The 5,809-nt window shown below is 74.1% G+C and carries 2 protein-coding genes; both read left to right on the forward strand.

Features of this window, described 5'->3' with window-relative positions:
* The coding region (locus tag VFZ20_RS27105) for a phosphopantetheine-binding protein (protein WP_329687092.1) at positions 1-479 on the forward strand (479 nt) is incomplete at its 5' end.
* Between the two features lie 588 nt (positions 480-1,067).
* The gene (locus tag VFZ20_RS27110; protein ID WP_329687093.1) at positions 1,068-5,618 is read left to right on the forward strand and encodes a polyketide synthase; all 4,551 of its coding nucleotides are present in this window, start codon (positions 1,068-1,070) and stop codon (positions 5,616-5,618) included.
* The last annotated feature ends 191 nt before the right edge of the window (positions 5,619-5,809 follow it).

Below are 5,809 nucleotides of genomic sequence, written 5' to 3' on the forward strand. Positions count from 1 at the left end.
CTTCGATCGCGGAGCTGCGCGATCACCTTCGCCGCGCGTTGCCCGACTACATGGTCCCCCAGGCGTACGTGGTGATGGACGCGTTCCCGCGGACGCCGAACGGCAAGACGGACCGCGGCGCGCTCCCGGCGCCGGCGGACCCGTCCGCCTCTCCGTCGGCGGCGCCGCAGGGGGAGCTGGAGGTGGCCATCGCCGCCGTGTGGCGCGAGGTGCTGAACCTCCCGAGCGTGGGCGTGAACGACAGCTTTTTCGAGATCGGCGGGCACTCGCTGCTCGTGGCGCAGCTGCAGGACCGGCTGAAGACCGCGCTCGGGCGCGAGGTGTCGATGGTGGACCTGTTCCAGTATCCGACGATCAGCGCGCTCGCCGCGCACCTGGATGCGCAGTCCGCGGAGGGCGCGGAGGACGGGGCGGAGAAGCCGGCGGGGACGGGCCGCGGCGCCGCGCGACGAGAGCTGCTGAAGCGCGGGCGGCGGTAGGAGTGCCGGGAGGGAAGGGATTGGAGCGGAGGGCGTGAACCCCGTCGCTGCGCGACGGGGGGCCCTCTCCCCCGACCGCCTTTTGCTCGTTCCTCGCAACGGCGGTCGACCCCTCCCCCAACTTCGGGGGAGGGGTTGGCGAGGGGGGCGAGACCGTGCACGGTGGCGGATTTCGCACGGGGCCGCAGGTCTCCCCCTCCCCCGCGAAGCGGGGGCAGGGGGCCGGGGGGAGGGGGCCCTCGGCGGGCGAGAGACACTCCGCCGATCCGCACGGAGGGGGGACAGGGCTGCTCTCGGCGAGTGCCCTCCCTAAAGGAGACGAAGTTCTCCCTTCCCCCATGCCGTTTATGGGGGAAGGGCCGGGGATGGGGGGCGCTCCGCCGCCGGCGCGAGCCGTCTCCGACAGGATGAAACGCAGTTCAAACCTCCCCCAGGGTTTTTTGGGAGAGGTGCGAGCCTAAGCGAGCGGAGGGGGCGCCGCGCGGGCTTCGCCAAATCGCACTGAATCCCACGGCGGATGATCCGCATCATCGCCGTTGACCGACTAGATCGCCTGATCGCACCGATCGCGAGAACACGAGCCAGACCATGAGCTTGCAGCCCGAGACCGCCCACGCGGCCGACGACAACGAATACGAGGGCGTGCCCGAGGTGGCCGTCATCGGCATGGCGGGCCGCTTTCCCGGCGCCGACGACCTGGACGCCTTCTGGCGCAACCTGCGCGACGGCGTGGAGGGCATCCGCCACTTTACCCCCGACGAGCTGCGCGCGGCCGGCATCCCCGACGAGGCCATCGCCCACCCGGCGTACGTGCCCTCGTTCGGCTCGCTGAACGGCATCGCCGAGTTCGACGCCGCGTTCTTTGGCTACAACCCGCGCGAGGCCGAAAGCATGGAGCCCGCCCACCGCCTGTTCCTGGAGGTGTGCTGGGAGGCGATGGAGAACGCCGGCGTGGACCCGGCGCGCGCGAGCGGAAACGTGGGCGTGTTCGCCGGCGCGGGGACGCCGTACTACACGCAGGAAAACGTGCGCGGCAACGCAGAGCTGGCCGCCGCCCTGGGCGAGTTCCAGCTGGGCGTGGGCAGCGGCAAGGACTTCTTTGCCACGCGCGCGGCCTACAAGCTGGACCTGCGCGGCCCCGCCGTGAGCGTGCAGACGGGATGTAGCTCGTCGCTCGTGGCCGTACACATGGCCGCGCAAAGCCTGCTGCACGGCGAGTGCGACCTGGCCCTGGCCGGCGGCGCCAACGTCGTGGTGCCCAACGAGAGCGGCTACCTGTACGCGCCCGGCGGCATCTCGTCGCCCGACGGGCACTGCCGCGCCTTTGACGTGGACGCGGCGGGCACGCTGGGCGGCAACGGCGTGGGCGCCGTGCTCCTCAAGCGCCTGGCCGACGCCCTGCGCGACGGCGACCGCATCCGCGCCGTGGTCAAGGGCAGCGCCGTGAACAACGACGGCGCCCTCAAGGTGGCCTTCACGGCGCCCTCCGTCCAAGGACAGGCCGCCGTCATCCGCGAGGCGCTGGAGATGGCGGACGTGGACCCGTCCACCATCCGCTTCGTGGAAGGCCACGGCAGCGGCACGGACCTGGGCGACCCCATCGAGATCGCCGCCCTCACGCAGGCGTACCGCGGGTGGACGGACCGCCGGCAGTACGCGGCCGTGGGCTCCGTCAAGACCAACGTGGGGCACCTGGACGCCGCGGCCGGCATCGCGGGCTTCATCAAGACCGTGCTCGCGGTCGAGGCCGGTGAGGTGCCGCCCACGGTCCACTTCCGCCGCCCGAACCCCAAGATCGACTTCGCGTCGTCGCCCTTCTACGTCTCCGCGGAACGCGAGGCATGGGGCGGGGAAGGGCCGCGCCGCGCCGCCGTGAGCTCGTTCGGCATCGGCGGCACCAACGCGCACGTCGTCATCGAGCAGGCGCCGGAGCCGCGCCCGTCCGCGCCCCGCCGGCAGACGCAGCTGCTCGTCCTCTCCGCCCGCTCGCCCTCCGCCCTGGACGCGGCTACGGAGCGGCTGGCGGTGCACGTCGCCGCGCATCCGGATCAATCGCTGGCGGACGTCGCCCACACGCTGCAGGCGGGGCGCCGCGAGTTCCCCTTCCGCCGCGCCGTCGTCGTGCGCCCCGGCGAGGACGCGGCCGCGCTGCTGTCGGCGAAGCACCCCGAGCGGGTGTGGACGGCGGCGGTGGAGGACGGGCACCGCTCCGTCGCCTTCCTCTTCCCGGGCGTGGGCGACCAGTACCCGCAGATGGCGCGCGGGCTGTACGAGACGGAGCCCGCGTTCCGCGCCGAAGTCGACCGCTGCGCGGAGCTCCTGCGGCCGCGCATCGGCGTGGACATCCGCGAGGTGATCTTTCCCGGCGACGCGCCCGCCGAGACGCCCGCCGGCGCCGGCGTGGACCTGCGCGCCATGCTGCGCAAGGACGACGCGGCCGATCCGCACGCCGCGCGGCTCAACCGCACGGAGCTGGCGCAGCCCGCCGTGTTCGTCATCGAGTACGCGCTCGCGAAGCTGTGGATGAGCTGGGGGATCGTGCCGCAGGCCGTCATCGGCCACTCGCTGGGCGAGTACGCGGCCGCCTGCATCGCCGGCATCTTCTCGCTGGACGACGCCCTGGCCCTCGTGGCCGAGCGCGCGCGGCTCATCGGCGCGCTCCCCGGCGGCGCCATGCTCGCCGTCCCGCTCGGGGCGGACGAGGCGGCGAAGTTCCTCGTGGAGAGCACCGCCATCGCCACCGTCAACGCGCCGGCGCTCTGCGTGGTCGCGGGGCCGGCGGACGCGGTGGAAGCCGTCCGCCAGCGGCTGGCGGACGCGGGCCACGTGGCGCGCCCCCTGGCCGCCACGCACGCGTTCCACTCGCCCATGATGGACCCCGCCGTGGGCGAGATCGGCGCGCTGGTGGGGCGGATGCGGCTCAACCCGCCCCGCATCCCCATGGCCAGCAACGTCACGGGCACGTGGATCACGGCGGACGAGGCCACGGACGCGCGCTACTGGGCCCGCCACACGCGCGAGACGGTGCGCTTCGATCGCGGCATCGCCGAGGCGCTGCGCGCGCCCGGCCGCGTCCTCGTGGAGGTCGGCCCCGGGCAGACGCTCTCCACGTTCGTCCGCCAGCGCGGCGACACGGGCGACGTCCCCGTCATTCCCTCCATCCGCTACCCGTACGACCGCACGCCGGACGCCGCGTTCCTGCTCGGTGCCCTGGGCCGGCTGTGGCTGGCTGGGGTGACACCGGACTGGGCCGGGTTCCACGCCGGCGAGCGGCTGAACCGCGTTCCCCTGCCCACCTACCCGTGGGAGCGCCAGCGCTACTGGGTGGATGCGCCCCGGCACGGTGAGGTGCAGTCGATCGCGCGCGGCGGGCGCAGGGCGGACCCGGCGGACTGGCTGTACGTGCCCACGTGGCGCCGCACGGCCGCCCCGCGCCCCGCCTTTGGCGACGACCGGGTGCTCGTCTTCGCGGACGATTCCCCGCTCTCCGCCGGCGTGCTGGACGGGCTGCGGGCGCACGGCCGGTCGACCGTCGTCGTCCGCGCGGGCGAGGCGTTCGCGGCGGAGGGCGGCGGGTTCACCGTGCGCCCCGCCTCGCGCGACGACCACCGCAAGCTGGTGGACGCGCTGGCCGAGGCCGACGGCGTGCCGACGACGATCGTGCACCTGTGGTCCGTGGCCGAGGCGCCCGCGCGCGGCACCGTGGGCGTGCTGGTGCTGGCGGACGCGCTGGGCCGCGACCGCGTGGCCGCCGACCTGGTGCTGGTGACGGCCGGCGCGGCGGAGGTGGATGGATCCGAATCCGTCGACGTGGCGAAGTCGGCCCTCCTTGGCGCGGCGTCCGTGCTGCGGGCCGAGACGCCAACGCTGGAGCCGCGCGTGGTGGACGTGGCCCTGCCCGCGTCGGACGCGGAGGCACGGGCGCTGGGCGCGCGCATCGCCGCCGAGGCGCTGGCGGGCAGGGACCGCGACGTGGCCCTGCGCGGCCGCCACCGCTGGGCGCGCGGCTTCGAGTCCGTGCGCCCGGCTCCGACGGCGGCGCCGGTGGTGCGCGAGGGCGGCGTGTACCTGTTCATCGGCGGGCTGCGGGGGCGCAACGAGCAGCTGGCGGAGAACGCCGTGCGCCGCTTCGGCGCCCGCATCGCCCTGCTGGACCCCACGCTGCCGCACCCCGGCGGCTGGGACATCGTCGTCAAGGCGCGGCTCCCCGAGGACCCGGTGCGCCGGCAGATCGAGCGCATCCGCGCCCTGGAGGCGGCCGGCGCGCAGGTGCTCACCCTCCAGCTGCAGCCGTCCGAGGCGGACCAGATGGAGGACGCCCTGCGGCAGGTGCAGGCGCACTTTGGCGCGCTGCACGGCGTGGTCTACGCGCCGCTGGCGCACCAGGAGATGGAGCGCGGGGGCATCGGCGAGGTGCGCGTGGCCCCGTGGGAGCGGCGGCTGATGCACCTGCTGGGCGAGCTGAACGGCGTGCGCGGCGCCCTCGCGGACCGTGTGCTGGACTTCGTGGTCGTGGAATCGTCGCTCACGCCGGAGCTGGGCGGCGTGGCGCTGATCGACGTGGCCGCCCTGCACGCCATCGTCGACGCGTTCGCGTCCACCACGGCGGGCGACGCGCAGCCGTGGACGGCCGCCGCGTGGGACCGGTGGTACGGCGAGGGCGAGCCCCGCGAGGGCTACGGGATGGACGAGGACGAGGCGCTGGCGGCGTTCGAGCACCTGCTGTCGCTGGCCGGCGAGCCCGTGGTGCTGCTGTCCACGGGTGACGTGGAGCACCGCGCCACGACCCGGGCGGATTCGCCGGCCGCGGCCATCGGCTCGTACGCGCGGCCGGAGCTGGCCACGGAGTACCTGGCGCCCACGACGGACATCGAGGAGGTGGTCGCGCAGATGTGGGAGGAGCTGCTGGGCATCTCGCCCATCGGCATCCACGACGACTTCTTCGCGCTGGGCGGGCACTCGCTGCTGGCCACGCAGATCATCTCCCGGTGCCGCGAGAGCTTTGGCCTTGAGCTGCCGCTCAAGGCCATCTTCGAGGCACCCACCATCGCCCGCTTTGCCGCGCTGGTGGAGGACGCCATCGTTGCCGAGATCGACACGCTGACGGACGAGCAGGCGATGGAGCTGGCGGGGACGTGAAGTGCGAAAGTGCGAAAGTGCGAAAGTGCGGGAGTGACGGTGCTCGTGCACGAGGGGTGAGATCGCGCGGCGCGCGGGGCGCCCCCCTCCCCGACCCTCCCCCACAAACTGCGTGGGGGAGGGAGGTGGGCCCGATAGGGAGGGCAGGCTCCCCTTCGCGATTCAGTTCTCCCCCTCCCCCGCGACAGCGG

It is taken from the genome of Longimicrobium sp. (assembly GCF_036280135.1).
Taxonomy (GTDB): domain Bacteria; phylum Gemmatimonadota; class Gemmatimonadetes; order Longimicrobiales; family Longimicrobiaceae; genus Longimicrobium.